Annotated in this window: 13 protein-coding genes and 4 tRNA genes; 11 read left to right on the forward strand and 6 right to left on the reverse strand. The window is 31.0% G+C overall.

The genetic code is table 4. The annotated features are described in order from the left end of the window. The first annotated feature begins 287 nt into the window (after nt 1–287). Nucleotides 288–914, forward strand: a complete 627-nt coding sequence (gene rplC / locus GvMRE_RS05415) for a 50S ribosomal protein L3 (RefSeq protein WP_147410235.1) — start codon at nt 288–290, stop codon at nt 912–914. 49 nt (nt 915–963) lie between these two features. Further along, nucleotides 964–1,047, forward strand: a tRNA-Leu gene (locus tag GvMRE_RS05420). A 31-nt stretch (nt 1,048–1,078) separates the two neighbouring features. On the opposite strand, the gene GvMRE_RS05425 is transcribed toward GvMRE_RS05420, so the two are convergent. Next, nucleotides 1,079–1,576, reverse strand: a complete 498-nt coding sequence (locus GvMRE_RS05425; protein WP_147410236.1) for a deoxycytidylate deaminase — start codon at nt 1,574–1,576, stop codon at nt 1,079–1,081. Between the two features lie 133 nt (nt 1,577–1,709). Here GvMRE_RS05425 and GvMRE_RS05430 point away from each other — a divergent pair. Next, a tRNA-Ser gene (locus GvMRE_RS05430) sits at nt 1,710–1,800 on the forward strand. 264 nt (nt 1,801–2,064) lie between these two features. Next, nucleotides 2,065–3,705, forward strand: coding sequence for an MBL fold metallo-hydrolase (locus GvMRE_RS05435; protein WP_147410237.1), 1,641 nt, complete (start codon nt 2,065–2,067; stop codon nt 3,703–3,705). A 135-nt stretch (nt 3,706–3,840) separates the two neighbouring features. Here GvMRE_RS05435 and GvMRE_RS05440 read toward each other — a convergent pair whose 3' ends face one another. From GvMRE_RS05440 to GvMRE_RS05460, 5 genes are read right to left on the reverse strand one after another with little or no spacing between them, the layout of a single operon-like run. Then, nucleotides 3,841–5,121, reverse strand: a complete 1,281-nt coding sequence (locus GvMRE_RS05440; RefSeq protein ID WP_147410238.1) for an EF-Tu/IF-2/RF-3 family GTPase — start codon at nt 5,119–5,121, stop codon at nt 3,841–3,843. A 6-nt stretch (nt 5,122–5,127) separates the two neighbouring features. Further along, complete coding sequence (locus GvMRE_RS05445) at nt 5,128–6,195, reverse strand: hypothetical protein (protein WP_147410239.1); 1,068 nt, start codon at nt 6,193–6,195, stop codon at nt 5,128–5,130. A gap of 32 nt (nt 6,196–6,227) precedes the next feature. Then, the gene (locus GvMRE_RS05450; RefSeq protein WP_147410240.1) at nt 6,228–7,010 is read right to left on the reverse strand and encodes a hypothetical protein; all 783 of its coding nucleotides are present in this window, start codon (nt 7,008–7,010) and stop codon (nt 6,228–6,230) included. 27 nt (nt 7,011–7,037) lie between these two features. Further along, the gene (locus tag GvMRE_RS05455) at nt 7,038–7,964 is read right to left on the reverse strand and encodes a hypothetical protein (RefSeq protein WP_147410241.1); all 927 of its coding nucleotides are present in this window, start codon (nt 7,962–7,964) and stop codon (nt 7,038–7,040) included. A gap of 16 nt (nt 7,965–7,980) precedes the next feature. Continuing rightward, the gene (locus GvMRE_RS05460) at nt 7,981–9,003 is read right to left on the reverse strand and encodes a hypothetical protein (RefSeq protein ID WP_147410242.1); all 1,023 of its coding nucleotides are present in this window, start codon (nt 9,001–9,003) and stop codon (nt 7,981–7,983) included. A gap of 46 nt (nt 9,004–9,049) precedes the next feature. Here GvMRE_RS05460 and GvMRE_RS05465 point away from each other — a divergent pair. From GvMRE_RS05465 to GvMRE_RS05495, 7 genes are all read left to right on the forward strand, one after another. Beyond that, a tRNA-Met gene (locus tag GvMRE_RS05465) sits at nt 9,050–9,126 on the forward strand. A gap of 13 nt (nt 9,127–9,139) precedes the next feature. Beyond that, nucleotides 9,140–9,571, forward strand: a complete 432-nt coding sequence (locus GvMRE_RS05470; protein WP_147410243.1) for a hypothetical protein — start codon at nt 9,140–9,142, stop codon at nt 9,569–9,571. A gap of 84 nt (nt 9,572–9,655) precedes the next feature. Beyond that, nucleotides 9,656–10,273, forward strand: coding sequence for a nucleotide exchange factor GrpE (locus GvMRE_RS05475; RefSeq protein WP_147410244.1), 618 nt, complete (start codon nt 9,656–9,658; stop codon nt 10,271–10,273). Nucleotides 10,274–10,283: 10 nt separating this feature from the next. After that, complete coding sequence (gene dnaK / locus GvMRE_RS05480) at nt 10,284–12,203, forward strand: molecular chaperone DnaK (RefSeq protein ID WP_147410245.1); 1,920 nt, start codon at nt 10,284–10,286, stop codon at nt 12,201–12,203. Nucleotides 12,204–12,254: 51 nt separating this feature from the next. Beyond that, nucleotides 12,255–14,006 (forward strand): AAA family ATPase, encoded by a 1,752-nt coding sequence (locus GvMRE_RS05485; RefSeq protein WP_147410246.1) that lies wholly within the window; start codon nt 12,255–12,257, stop codon nt 14,004–14,006. A 19-nt stretch (nt 14,007–14,025) separates the two neighbouring features. Continuing rightward, entirely contained in the window at nt 14,026–14,970 is a 945-nt protein-coding gene (locus tag GvMRE_RS05490) for a hypothetical protein (RefSeq protein ID WP_147410247.1), read from the forward strand. Next, a tRNA-Tyr gene (locus GvMRE_RS05495) sits at nt 14,971–15,046 on the forward strand. It begins immediately after the preceding gene. Nucleotides 15,047–15,056: the final 10 nt, after the last annotated feature.

Raw genomic sequence — 15,056 nt, forward strand, 5'->3', positions numbered from 1 at the left:
TAAAAATTTTTAGGAGTAAAAAAATTGCTGAGTTGCGAGTAAACTTATGACACAATCGTAATTCGAGGCATCATACATACATTGCCAAAAGAAAGTTATTAAAAATAAAAGCAAACTGCACTAATTAAGCAATTAGGAAGACACCAAAAATTAGGCCAATTGGCAACTTATTATCATTTTCTCGTATTAACTACTTTGTTATTCTGTCATTTTTATTTTTGCGTCAGTTACTTCTGAATCTTCAACAGATTTATTTTGTTTATCACTAAAAAATATATATTATCCTTATGAAAATTAGTTTACTTGGAAAAAAAATTGGTATGACCCAATTCCCGGAAGAAGGAAAATTCATCCCGGTCACCGCAATTTTAATTACTCCGAATGTGGTGAGCCAAGTCAAAACCTTAGAAAAAGATGGTTACAATTCTTGTCAACTGGCTTTTCAAGAATGTCGAACTAAAATTTTAAACAAGTCCCGACTTGGTCACTTAAACAAAAGTGAGATTTCTCCTTATAAACACTTGCAAGAAGCAAGAGATATGACTGGCTTTTCCGTTGGCTCTCAGTTAAACGTTTCGCTTTTTCAAGAAAAAGAAAAAATTAAAGTTACTGGCACTTCCAAGGGTAAAGGGTTCGCCGGAGTAATTAAAAGATACGGCTTTGCTCTTGGGGCTATGTCACATGGTGGTGGTCCGGTTCACCGTTCAATTGGTTCAGCCGGTGGTGGTCGGGGCACCCGACAAAAAGTTCCTAAAGGCAAAAAAATGCCGGGTCGTATGGGAGGTGAACAAGTAACTGTTAGCAATCTCCTTATTGTAAAAATTCTTCCTGAAAAGCAGGTAATTTTAGTAAAAGGAGCCGTGCCTGGTAATAAAAAAGGTCTCGTAAAATTATCTAAAATTGTAAAAGAATAAACTAAAAACCGAGGGCTAGACTAAAAACATTTTTTATAGATGGGAACATGTGGACCTGATGGAATGGTAGTCATGCTGGCCTCAAAATCCAGTGCTTTTATGCGTGAGGGTTCGAGTCCCTCGGTCCACACCATGACTAAAAAATGCAATTATTAAAACCTCAGTTATATTTCTAATCTTTGGTAATCAATTCCTACCTCATCAAACATTATTTTGGCAGCTTTTCAACTTTCTCCTCATTGTTCTGAAATTGGTCAATCTAAGTAGTAAACAGTTTTGATGCCAGCTTGAATAATCAATTTAGCGCATTCATTACAAGGAAATAAAGTAGTATAAAGGATAAATCCTTGGCAGTTTTGTCGAGCACTAATTATTGCATTAACTTCAGCATGAACACAATAAGGATATTTAGTTTCTAGTCATGGTCCTTCGTCGTTCCAAGAATACTTATCATCAGGAAAATCCCAAGGAAAACCATTGTAGCCAGTGGCAATTATTTCTTTTTGTTGATTGACTATTACTGATCCCACTTGGTAATTAGGGTCTTTGCTTCTTTGGGCAACTAGTTTAGCAATTGAAGCAAAATATTCATGTCAGGACAAACAATTCGTTCTTTTAGTAGAGTTTTTGATTTTATCGCTTTTACTTTGATTTTCGCTCATTGCTTTTTTTACTTGTAATTATTTTTTACGCTTAGAAAGAATTAAGGAACTGTTTTTTGTCACGTCACAACTTGAATAATAACAAAAGTTAACTCTTCTTCTAACTTTAAAAATATTATAAAATCATTGTTATGGAGATATGCCTGAGTGTGGTCGAAAGGTGCAGTTTCGAAAACTGTTAGGGACATTGTCCCACGGGGGTTCAAATCCCTCTATCTCCGCCATTTTTTTGCTTTTTTTCACGATAAATAATCCTCTCTCCAACATAATCCCTTTTTGAACTCCTGAGAAGTCAAAGAAATTATCCAAACAAAATGGCCTTAAATTATGCTCAATGGATTAATATGCTTCCTTTTGAGAAAAAAGAGTTTTCGCGATTATCTTTCACAAATATAACTCTATTTAATTTAAAAAAAGCAATAAACGAATCCAACTAAGTATGTAAAATTAATTTATAATAAAAACTTACAACTTAAATTTAGAAAACAATGACCATTAATTTTTTACTTTTTCAAGGTAATTGGGAAAATGAGGGTAATCTTTGTGCTTTGGAAACTGAGCAAAGTATTTTACTTTTAGCAGCCGGAGAAAATGCCCCTTTTTTGAATCACCAAGAAACAATCAACTATGACTATCTAACTAGAAATAGAGCCAAAATCAAGGCCATTATTTTACCCAATGTTCTTCCTAAAAACTGTGCTTTTTTACCTTATCTTTATCAAGAATTAGATTTACAATGTCCCATTTATGGTAGCCAACACACTTTTTTAATTTTGGATTATCTGTTTTCATCACAACCAAAAATCAAAGATAAATTTGTCTCAGTTGAACCAAACAAAAGTTTAAAAGTAGGTGAATTTACTTTACGATTTTTGCCCTTAAATAGTTATGTTTTAGGAAACTTAGCAGTGATGATTAATTACCAAGATTATACTTTTTATTACCTACAAGATTTCATTTTAAACAATTTGCTAAACAATAATTACTTATCTGATACTACTTTTTTTGCTCAATTAAAAGATTTGCTTACTCATCAGAAAAAAACCACTTATTTAATTACTTCTTGTCCTAATTTAACTTGAAATAGACAAAATTCTTTGCTTTTAACTGCCCGTAGTTGAGCCAAGGAGAAAAATTATTTTTTCTTGCTTTATGATTATGACTGATTGCATATTTTTGAACTATGTGAATTAGCCCAACAATGGCAAAAAAAAATCCAAATTTTAGACCCGGGATTTCTAGCACTTTTAAAAAAAATATTAAAAAATGATAAACTAAAAGAAGTTCTAATTGAAGAAGGAAATTATCCAACAAAAAATACTATTTATTTACTAGTGGGTTCTCCCCAAAATATTGAAGAACGATTAAAAACCACTTTGGCAAAAAAGCACTTTGGCAAGAATGAAATTATTACTTTTATGGTAGGAATTACCCCCGCTCATGGTGGTGAAAGCAAAATAGCCAGTATTGCAGATTATCTTTATCAAAAAAAGAACGAGGTTCACAATTTTAGCCGTAGTGAAGTATTTTCCTTGGGTACCAGTTTTACCGACCTAAAATTACTTTTAGAAGTAATTCAACCCCAGTTCACTATTACTCTCCAAAATAGTTACAAACAAAAAAATTATCTTTCTTACTTAAAAAGAAACCATTTTTTAACCTGTTCTAATCAAAATTATCTAACCCTTCCGGCACGAAAAGTTCACTCTTTTCCTCGGGGAGAATGAGAAACAGAAAAAATTTTACTTTCTCAAAGGCAAAGTTTATTTCAAAGTGGTTTTTTAGTTGTTTTTCTCATGCTTAAATGGGAACAAAAAGTTTTAAAAATTAAAAATTTGCGATTAGAAACTGCTGCTATTTCCTCAACAGTTAATTGGAAAAAATTAGAAGAGAAAATTAGGCATTGGTGAGAAAAGAAAATTAGTCTTGGTTTGACTAGTAAAGAAAGGCAAAATAACGATGAAAATATAAGTTTTCCTGACAAGACGATTCCTCAAGAAATGCCTAGAAATTGAAGGAAAAGAATTGAACGATATTTAGAAACTTACATTGAAAGATATCTAAATTTTGAACATGATATTGACCTAAAATCACCAACTATTTTGCTATTTTTAGAAAATCAGAAGTAGCACCTTCTCAGTAAAGATAACTAAATTAATTGTTCCCATAATCTGCCCTGCCCCCTTCTTTTGTCATATCAATAATCACATCTTTTTACGCTAACGCTTTATTGAACTACTGGTTTAAATTGTCTAATGTTTCATTTACTTTTTTTTATTTCCTAATAAACTGCGAAAAAGATTACCAGTAAACTCTACTTTGCCCAGACTTTGCATTTTCTTTTTGCCTTTCTTTTGTTTTTGCCAAAGCTTCATTTTTCTTGTTCGGTCGCCACCATACAAATTTCCAGTAACATGCTTTCGTAAAGCAGGAAGTGTTTCCCGAGCAATTACTTTTTGTCCCAAACAGGCTTGAATTGGAACAGCAAAGTTTTGCGGGTTAAGAGTTTCTTTTAAGCGCAAACAAAGTTCACGGCTTCGTTCCTCGACAAATTGTCTATGAACTAAAAAAGAAAGGTCAGGAATTAATTGCTTATTCAATAAAATATCCACTTTCGTAATTTCCGAGGGACGAAAGCCAATAAACTGATAGTCAAAGGAAGCAAACCCGCGAGACAAAGATTTCAACTGGTCCGTAAAATCAGTAATAAATTCCGCAAAAGGTAATTCATAAGTTATTTGTCATCAAATGTCAGTTTTTAATTGCGTGTTTTGGTAAATTCCTCTTTTGCTTTGGCATAATTCCATAATATTTCCTAAGTATTCCTGGGGAGTGATGATTATTAAGTTAATAAATAACTCTTGAATTTCTTTTACTTTGCTTCATTCAGGCATTTTTTGAGGATTAGCGGCTTTTATTGTTTCCCCATTTCTCAAAATTAATTGATAACTAACAGTGGGAACAGTGAGAATTAATTCTAAATTGTATTCTTTTTTAATTCTTTCTTGAATGATTTCTCGGTGAAGTAGACCCAAAAAGCCACAACAATAACCAGGACCTAAAATATTTGACTCCACATTTTCTAAAGTTAAAGAACTATCTTGTAACTGTAATTCTAAAAGGGCTTTTTTGAATTCATTAAATTCAGAGCTATCATGTGGATAAAGATTAGAATAAATATTAGGTTTTAGTCTTTGGTAGCCAGATAAAGAAATTGAATTTTCATTATTAATATCAACAATAGTGTCTCCAACTTGGGTATCTCTAATATCCCGAATGTTAGCAGTAAATCAGCCAATTTCTCCTGTAATTAAACAGTTTTTTTCTACTTCTTGGGGAGTTTTTACTCCTACTTTTTCTACTTGGTAAACTTTTTGATTACTTAACAGTTTAATTTTTTGTCTTGGTCTTAATTCTCCTTCAAAAATGCGAACATAAACGATTACTCCTCGGTATTGATTATAAAGAAGGTCAAAAATTAAGGCTTTTAATGGCTCACGGTTTTCTGGAAATGAAGAATTTATTTTTTTTCAATTATTTGTCATAATTTTTTAATCTTTTTGGTTTGTTTCGCAATAATCTCTATATTCTTGAAAGAAGTTTTTTAATTTTTGAAAATCTTCGTTGTTTTTAATTTGATTAAAGTGTCAATTACCTTCTCCTCAGTGGCCTTTTGTTTTATACTTTACCAAATATTTTTTTAATAAACTTGCTAGATTTGGTGAAATTTCCGTGGGAACTGGGAAATCCCAATAGGGGTTAATTTTTCCTTTTCAAACTACAAGCGAAAATAATATTTTTTTTTCACTTTCAGAAAAGTATTTGATATAATTATTGACATATTGTCGTCCTTTTGTTTCAATTAAAGAAAAATGTATTTTTGGTTTTCAGCCGAACATTTTTGAAACCACTTCATCAATTTCTTCTAATAATTTTTGAATCGAGGAATTACATTCTATTGCTTTTACAAGTTCGAAAATAGTTGGAGAAAATCGAGGCAAGGAAAAGTTATCATCACATTTTTTAGATTTTTCTATTGTGGAAATAAATTGTAATCAATTAGGTAAATTTTCTCCATTAATATATAGAATATTGTCATAAAATTCTATTTCCACCAATTTAATCTTTTCTTCTGTTTCTATAAATCATTCTTTATATTTACCAATGTTGGTGGTTATACAAAGAGCATAACTATTGGCTCACTGAGGTTCCTTTCATTCTTCTTCTTTTTTTTCTTTAAATCTCGCTTTTAAAATTTTTTCTATTTTTTTTCTATTCTCATAAACGACCCCTCATTGCTTATTCAATAATCATATTAAGTAAAATTTGGCCTGAGAAAATAAATCACGCGACTGTTCATTTTTATATTCAATGACAACAAAAGTATTGTTTATTTTATCATACAACAGGGTGTCGGCTCGATATTCATTTTGTTTTTTGTCTTTAATATATACTTGATTATCAAGGAAAAATAGTCCAGGAAAGATATTTTCAATATTTTGGGAAAAAAGTTCTTCAATGTATTTTTCTTTCTTTCCTTGGTCTTTCAAATTTATTTTCTCCAATCTTTTTAAAGGCTCCAACTTATATAAAAGAAATTTTGGATTTTTCTTATTCATATTTAATTTTTGCTGTAAAAAACCGTGTTTATTTATTTTTCTTCTTTAAAATAATAAAACAAACCGCCAATTAAAACTAAACTAACTATTAAAATCCCTCCAATTATTAGGATTGTTTTTGTGTTTTTTGGTTTTTCTTTTTCAGATGCTAGTTCTATGGTTTTTGTTTCTTCTTGTTGTTCTTCATTGATTTTGCTTTCTTTTAATTCCTTACTATTTTTTTGCGGTCAAAAGGAAAAGTTTTCTTTTTCGGAATCAGAAAGAGAGTTAGCAATGGTTTCAAAAGTTATTTTTCCTTGTTGGGAGTTGCCGATGAATGATTTGTTTAATTTGCCTTTTCAGTCTTCTCTGCTGCCATATGCTTCGTAAAAACTAGAATACATATTTTTCATTTCTTCTTCATATTCAGGAGAATTCGGTTCGTATTTATCTTCGCTATTTTCAACTTCTCAGAAAATTTTTCACCCTCCTTCTTTATCTTTTATTACTTCGTGAAATTTAACTAAAATAAGTTTCAATTTTTTAGGCAATTCAGCCGGTTTAATTTTGGTTTTGTCAATTCATTTGTAAAATTCGTTTTTTCTAATTTCTAGATAAGCAGGAGAACGTTTTTCCTTACCTTTTGGAGTTCCAAACTCAATAAACAAGGAAATTCCTAAACTTTCTAGTATACTTTCGTTTGTTCTCTCATGCAAAATTAAAGAAGTATCAGTTTGCTTTCGCTCTTGTCAATTGTCTAATAATTTTTGTTGCTCGATATATTTTTCTATCCAAGTTATATGCATGCGAAACAAAGTTAAGTCATTATTATTCATATTTATTACCTTAATTGAATTTTTAATTTAAGTTTTTTGTTTTTTTCCTTTTAGCAAGTAGATAACGAGTCCAATAATTATTGCTATTCCCATAATACCTAAAATTGTTATCAGGGTTCAATTAGTAGATTTTGGTTGGCTAACTGAATTAGGGTTATTTTGTTGTTGATAAGGTTCGTTAGGTTTTTGGGCTATAATTTTAATTGATTCCGTGTTTCCTTTCAATTCTTTTATTTCCCCTATATCTCCTTCTAAAGCAAATTTCAAAGTATCATAGGAAACACTTTCACCTAATTTTTTATTTGTAGAGTTGCAGAAAATTAACTTTTTCGGTTTTATTATAAATTCTTTGTTTTCAGCATTCAAAAATAATTTTTCGTATTCTTCTCTGTTTAACTCTTTGTCTTTATCTCATTTTGTCTTCAAGTGAGACGGGGTTTCAGTGAAAAAATAAAACTCGATTTTAGTTATTTTTGGCAATTTTTCTATTCCTATATCCAATGGTTTAATTTCTAATTCTAAAAGTTTATTTTCTGGTTTATACCCTTCCATTTCTTTAAACTCGCTTCGTTTAATTACTTTAAAAGTAAATTCAGGGTATAAAATCTTTGTTGACTTTTGAACTTGGTTAGCATCTTTAATCACTAAACCATTTAAGTTTGAATCATCCCAAGTTAAAAAATCAGGTTTAAATTGTAAATTTTCTAAAGAGGTAGTAAAAATATCCGTCTTTTTAGCAGTTTTAAATAAGTTAATTAAATCATCATTATCATCCGAGACCATTAAAGGAGAAAAAAGTTTTTGGTTTCAAAAGGTAAAAATTCATTCTTCTTTTAAAAAAGCCAAAAAAAGAAAGTATTTTTTTCTTTCTTCATTGTTTCTCTCTTCATAATAGTCAAATCCTAAAAAACGTGGCGGGGGAGAAATCTGAAAAGAAATATTTTTGTCATTCATAATAAGTTATTATTTTCTATTTTTCAGTAGAAAATATACCCTTTTTCTCTAAAAAATTAATTGATTTTAACAGCATTGGTTTTTCTATAATTAAATTTGCTTTGGTTGGATTTACCCCGTTTTTAGTTAATTGTTCTCATTTTATTCAAGGCAATACAGGGATTTTTTTAGCAATTTTTTGGATATCTTTTTGGTTGATTTTAATGGGGGGAATGTTGCTTTCCGGTAAATAAAAATAGTCAGTTTTTTCTCGTTGGGAAACAGTAATTTGTTTTTTTTCATCAAATCCAAAGGTTTGGCTAGACGGAGGAGTTTTTTTTTCTTTTCATAATTGTTGATGTTTATTAGTTTCGTATTTCAAAACTCTTTCAATTGAGTTAAAAGAATTAAGATTTTTTACTTCATAGCGAGGAGTTTGGTAATTATCCGCCAAATTTAAGGAAAAATTTAAGTCAACTCGTAATTGTCCCTTTTCCATTTTGGCTTCAGAAATGTCTAAATAACGCAAAAGATTTTGTAATTGTCGCAAAAAAAGTATTGTTTTTTCTGAATTATGAAAAATCGGCTCTGTAACCAATTCAATTAAAGGATTGCCCGCCCGATTAAAATCTAACTCAATTCCTTCTTCAGTATAAAAAGATTTAGCAGTATCTTCTTCTAATTGTAAATTTTTTAAAGGAATATTTTTAATTCCATTAGGAGTAATTAATGGCAAATAACCAGAATTCGCTAAGGTTTGCCAATATTGAGTAATTTGATATCCCTTTGGTAAGTCATAATAGTGATAAATTTTGCGGTCAAAAATAATCACAGGGCTAATATTTGCTCGCAAAGCCAAGGCCAATTTTAGAGCCAATTCAACGCATTCAGGATTAATAATTGGCAAAACTCCCAAATATCCTAATTCTCAAGGGCTAATTTGACTATTGGGAGCAACATTTTCGGTATAAGTATCAGTTCAATTAAAGATTTTTTTTTTGCTTTTAAGAGTAATATGAATTTCTAAACCGATTAATATTTGGTCTTTTTCTTTATTCATTCCTTATAAGTAATTTTAGTGAAATAGTTAAAAACTAAATATATATCGCGGGGTAGAGTAGCAGTTTAACTCGTCGGGCTCATAATCCGAAGATCGGAGGTGCGAATCCTTCCCCCGCTACCAAAAGTTCATCTCAATGACAATAGAAAAAATAGAGTGTAAAATAAAAGTAAAAATTAAAGACGTTGACGGTAAAGTAATAGATTTAAAAAAAGATAATGTTCCTTTTGAGGTCAATTTTGAAAAAGGACAAAGTGGTAATGCCAAATCTGAACCAAAATTAGTAGAATTTGAAAAGGACGGCAAAAAATATAAGGTCATCGTGGAACTCAAAAATGTCGGAAAGCGTTGATTTGATTATTATGTAGTTTGAGCCGAAGTTAAACCAGCTGAGGGCGAAGAGTTTATAACATGAACTTCAATACCAGATTTAAAAAGCGGCAAAAGTCCATGAAGTGTTATAAGCACAACAAAAAGAAGTTTTGGTTGAATAGTAGTTTCGGTTATTATTACCTTACTTCTCATTGGCGGAATTATCGGCTTTATTATTTGAAAAAGAAAAAAATAATTCTTTGTGTTTTTGTGTCCAAACACGAGTTTTTAAATAATCTCGCTCTCCAATTTCGAAATTTTCAGTTTAAAAATAATTTATATGGATGCGTCTGATAATAACAAAAAAGTTAAAAGCAAAACTAAAAAAGTTAAAGAAAAAGCAGAAGAAAAAACTTCTGAACTAAAAGACAAAATAAAAGAAGAAACTAGCAAACTAACTCCTGATTCTGACTCTTCTACGGAGGAGACTAATAACCTCAAAAAAGAAATTAAAAATTTAAAGGACAAAAATCTTCGCTTGTTGGCTGAGGCAGATAATCAGAAAAAAGAATATTTTAAAACAATGATGGAATTAGAACATAATGTTGGTCAGAGACTAATCAAAAAAATCTTGCCCCTTTTTGATAGTTACGAGAGAGCCGTCCAAATTAACCAAACTCATCAAGACTCTAAGGTTAAACAATTTTTGGCTGGTTTTAAAATGGCTCTTGCTAGGTTCCAAAAAGATTTTTTCCAAGCAGAAAAAATTGAAGAAATTAAAGTTGCTTCCCAAAAATCTCTCTCTGACTATAACTCAGATGAAATTGAGATAATAGCATCTGAAGAAAACAATGATTATCCTGAAGGAACAATTTTGCAAGTTTCTCAGAAAGGATATCATTACCAAGGAAAAGTTCTTCGTCCTGCCGAAGTGATAATTAGTAAGAAAAAAAGTTAAAAATTATTATATGAATGCATTAAGTGAAAAAGCCATTGGTATAGATTTAGGAACTACTAATTCATGTGTTGCCATTAGACGTGAAGATGGTACATATGATGTTATTACTAATTTTGAAACAAGAAAAAATACTACCCCTTCAGTAGTTCTCTTTGACAAAGAAGGAGATTTAGTAGATGTCGGAGAGAAAGCAAAAAAAAGTAAAGAAGCGTTTCTTAAACCCAACTTGGTGATTTATGAAGCAAAACGTCTGATAGGGAGAAAATTTAATTCTCCTGAAGTGCAAGAATTTCGGGAAATTGCTCCTTTTCAAATTGTTTCAGGAAAAAATGGTGATGCTTGAATCAAAGTAGGAGAAAAAAAAGAAAAAGAATATTCTCCTCAACAAATTTCGGCTTTTATTTTGCAAAAAATGAAGAAAATAGCTGAGTCTCACCTCGGAAAAGAAGTCAAAAAAGCAGTAATTACAGTGCCTGCTTACTTTAATGATGCTCAACGAAATGCAACCAAGGATGCTGGTAAAGTTGCTGGCTTAGAAGTAATGAGAATTATTAATGAACCAACCGCTGCTGCTTTGGCTTACGGCTTAGATAAGAAAAAAGAGCAAACCATTGCTGTTTTTGATTTAGGAGGAGGAACTTTTGATATTTCAATTATTGGAATTAGCAAAGAAGGAATTTTTGAAGTAAAAGCCACTAATGGTGATACTTATTTAGGCGGTGCTAATTTTGACCAAAAAATCGTTGAATGGCTAATTGCTGAATTTAAAAAAAAAGAAGGGATTGATTTAAGCAAGGATAAAAAAGCCTTACATAAATTAAAAGAAGCTGCTGAAGATGCTAAGCATAAACTTTCTTTTTCCCCCACTACTGAAATTTTCCTTGAGTTTATCGCAGTTGACTCTTCTGGTCTTCCCAAACACATCGATGAAGAACTTTCTCGTAGTAAATTAGAGGCACTTAACGCTGACCTTTTGGAAAAATTAACCGGACCTTGCAAGAATTGCATTAAAGACGCAGGAGTTTCCAAAACTGATATTGATGAAGTTGTTTTGGTCGGAGGGATGACCCTTATGCCAGCAATTCAAAAAAAAGCAAAAGAAATTTTTGGTAAAGAGCCCAATAGAGGAGTTAATCCTGATGAAGCAGTAGCCGTAGGAGCAGCTATTCAAGCAGCAAGTTTGAGTGGAGAATCAAAAGAAGAAATACTCTTGCTTGATGTTACTCCGCTTTCTTTAGGAATTGAAACTATGGGGGGAATTTTTACCAAGTTAATTGAACGTAATACTACTATTCCGACTAAAAAATCTGAGGTTTTTTCCACTGCCGCAGATAATCAGCCAAGTGTAGATATTCGTGTATTTCAAGGAGAAAGAACACTTGCTAAAGATAATAAACTTTTAGGTAATTTTCAATTAACTGACATCAAGCCAGCTCCAAAAGGCACTCCCCAAGTAGAAGTTACTTTTGATATTGATGCTGACGGAATAGTTACCGTTTCAGCCATAGATAAGGAAACTAATAAAGAGCAGTCAATTACTATTGCTGATAGCCAAGGTTTAAGTGAAGAAGAAATAACAAAAGCACGAGAAGAAGCAGAAAAAAAAGCCGAAGATGATCAAAAAGAACTAGAAAACAGAGTGAAAAAAAACGAAGCAGAGACTTTTCTTTACACTTTTGAAAAGCAAATTGAGGAGTTTAAGAAAAGCAAAAATTTCAAAGAAGATGACCCTCAATTTCAAGACTTCCAAAAATTATATCAAAATTTAAAAAATGCGGTTGACACTAATGATTATGAACAAATTAAAGAACAATTGAAAAACATTAAAGAATTACATGATCTTTCCAATGAATTAAAGAAGAAAATGCCTCAAGAAGAAACAAAAAAAGAAGAAGCGGCAGAAGATATTAAGGGAAATAAAGAAAAATAGTAAGACGAGTGCAGCAATGCTGTGCTTGCTTGCGAAAACAATTTGGCAAGGATGAACATAGTAATTGAAAGATTAGAAGCAAGAATAAGTGAACTAATAGAATTATTAGAATCTAATAGGGGTAATTTCGGAAGCCAGAGAAAAGAATATCTAGAAAAACAGATTAAAAATTGCGAAAGTTTAATTGAAGCCTACCAAAACACTTCAACTCCTTTAAGTCATCAAGAAGCCGAAGAAAAACTTAACCAACAAGTAGGATTTGAGAAACAAAAGAAATTTATTTTAGAATGAATAAATATCAGACCGCTTACAGAAAATCATTCTATTGAAGAGCAAAAGTTTCCAACTTTTTGTTTTGTTGGTCCACCTGGAGTAGGAAAAACTTCTTTCGCAAAAATTATAGCAGAAGCACTGGGAAAACCTTTTTTTCTTTTGGCCTTGAGCGAAGAAACCAATCCTTCAACTTTAGTAGGAAGCAAGCCTGAATCTTCTCGCTATAAAATTGGACAGTTAGCCCAATTTTTAATTGAAGGAAAAAAATCCGACCCACTTATTTTGCTGGATGAAGTTGATAAAACTTCTACTTCTCTTCACAAAGTCTTAATTCGTCTTCTTGATTCAGAACAAAATCAAAAAATTCATGATCATTGTTTAGAAACAGAATTAGATTTTTCGAAAGTTACTTTTATTGTTACTGCCAATGATAAAAATAAAATTCCTGAAGAACTTCGTGACCGAATGGAAGAAATTGTTGAGTTAACCGAACTCACTAGAGAACAAAAAAAACAAATTGCTAATAATCTCCTCCGAAAGTGAATTGAGAATAATAATTTTTACCAGGCCGACCAACCTCTTTTAACTATCACCGATAAAGCCTTTGATGTTTTGATAAGCAAAACCCATGAAAAAGGTGCAAGGCAATTAAAATCAGCCTTGGAACACCACATATTTCATTATTGTTCGCAAAAATGAGCCGAAGAAGAGTCCCAAGGACAATTTTTATTGAGCAAAATTGAAATCACTCCTGCTTTGATGAACCAAATCATTCCTCATGACTTTCCAGATACTGGTCAAGAAAATAATCAAAAAGAAGAAAAAAACACTAAAGTTGACCAAGAACAGTTATGACTTTTACGAAAAGAATTAAATTCTCTCCAATGAGAAAAGGAAAAATTAGCCAATATTGTTGCTAATAATAGCCAAAACAAATTAAAAGCAAGTAAATTTCGTGCTCTCAAAACAATTAAAAAAGCCTTAAATGATGCCAAATTTGAAAAAGATGAACCTGTTTTGGATAACCGCAATTATGAAAAAAAAATCAGTGATGCTACTTCTTCCGAAGAGGTTGAAGCAGTTCGAGAAGAAATTTTACTGTTAATTACAGAAAAGTCTAAAAATCAAGAGCAAACACCAACTAAAAGAACAAAAGCCATGAAAATTTACTCTAATAATAAACCACTAATTCAAAATAATGATAAAGTATTAGAAAAACTAGTCAAAGAAATAACCAAATTAAAAGATAACAGAGATAGCATTCAATCCTTAGAAAACAAATTAGACCAAAGTGAACAACAAACTAAAAAATTAGAGGAGCAATTGAATAATTTACGGCAAAATGCCGTTTTGGAAGCCCAAAAACTGAAAAAGGAAATCCAACACGCAAATAAACAAGAAAACAATTTTAATTGAAGTATAAATGGTTGATTTGTTTTATTCATTATTGTTGTTAATATTCTCTTTGTTGGCGGAATAATTTATTGAATACAAAAATGTATAACAGTGAAAAAAACTTGTAAAAATTAATTATATATAAATGAATATTATGGAAAGCAATAAAAGAAAATGTGGCTTTGTGGATTGTAATAACCTAATTGAAAAAAAAGAAGGCTATGCTTGACCGGTTGCTTGCGAAAATTGCTTATACTCAAAAAAAGCAACTCGTTGCGATGCTTGTTTTAAAAAAGAGGATTCAAGATTTCATACTATTTGAGAGTTTAGTGACGAAGTTACTGGCGAAAATAAAGTGGAATTTTTTGTAGAAGCCACTAATTTTGATTACGCCAAAGAAGTTATTCAAAAGTTTTTAGCCCATAATATTTCGACTGAACTTCGCCAAGAACTTAATTCTCTTTATCAAAAATGCCTTGATTTGGAAAAAGATATTTCAGAGTTTAAAGAATTAGCAAGAGAAAAAGCAACTAAGGAGCAAGGAATTAGGAAAGAGTTTATTCAGGAAAAAGGCGGTTCACAATTTAATATTTATGAATATTTTTTATGTGCTAGTTGTAGCAAAGAATTAAATGAACGCGAAAGAAAGTTAAGAGAAGATTATGACACTAAACTAAGTAAATTTACAGTTTTTGATGATGAGGAGTTATTTGATCGAGTTGCGACCGAAATTGGACATAAAGCAGTTGACAAAATAACCTGAACTACTGGGACTAAATATACTGAAGAAGAGTTTGAAGAAAATCATAAAAAAAACAAAGAAAGTTTAGAAAGAATATTAAAAGAAGCAGAAACAAATAATAGCGGTAATTTAAATCTTTCTCAGTTAGAAGAATTAAGAAAAAGAGTTGAATTTTACAATAATTGAGACAAGCCTTCCAAAGTAAGCCAGGAAATCAAAGAGAATTCTTTCCAAAAAGGGCAAAGAAGCGAAAATAATAGTTCAGTTTTACCTTGGATTTTAGGAATTGGAGGAATAATTATCCTTTTGGGGACAATTATTTATTTTGTTTACCGAAATAAAAAAAAATTAATATAAGGGAGCATGGATCGATAGGTAAGACAGCTGACTGTAAATCAGTTTTATGGGGGTTCAAATCCCTCTGCTCCCACCATTATTTACAT

This window comes from endosymbiont GvMRE of Glomus versiforme, assembly GCF_003546845.1.